Source organism: Phycicoccus jejuensis (assembly GCF_000720925.1).
GTDB lineage: Bacteria > Actinomycetota > Actinomycetes > Actinomycetales > Dermatophilaceae > Phycicoccus > Phycicoccus jejuensis.
In genome coordinates, this window is the sequence record NZ_JOEE01000077.1 from 1 (window position 1) to 269 (window position 269).

A 269-nucleotide genomic window follows, 5' to 3' on the forward strand; every position below is an offset into this window, starting at 1 on the left:
GGCGGCTGGTCGGTGGGAGTCCGCCGAGGGCGGTGTGGCGTCGTTGAGTGTTGTACTGCTCGAGCCAGGGGGCAAGGGCGTCGGCGCGGGCTTGGTTGCTGGTGAAGACTTGTCGGTAGGCCCATTCGGTGGCCAAGGTGCGGTTGAAGCGTTCGACCTTGCCGTTCTGCCAGGGGCAGTGGGGGCGGATGAACTTGTGCTTGGCGCCCAGAGCGGTCATCGCGGCCGCGACGTCGTTGCTCTTGCGGTAGCTGAAGTGGTTGTCGGTG

1 protein-coding gene is annotated in these 269 nt (G+C 66.2%); it reads right to left on the reverse strand.

Going from position 1 to position 269, the window contains the following annotated elements; all coding sequences use genetic code 11:
* Positions 1-269: integrase core domain-containing protein (locus IG69_RS0119685; protein ID WP_030529854.1), on the reverse strand; the 269-nt coding region annotated here is incomplete at both ends.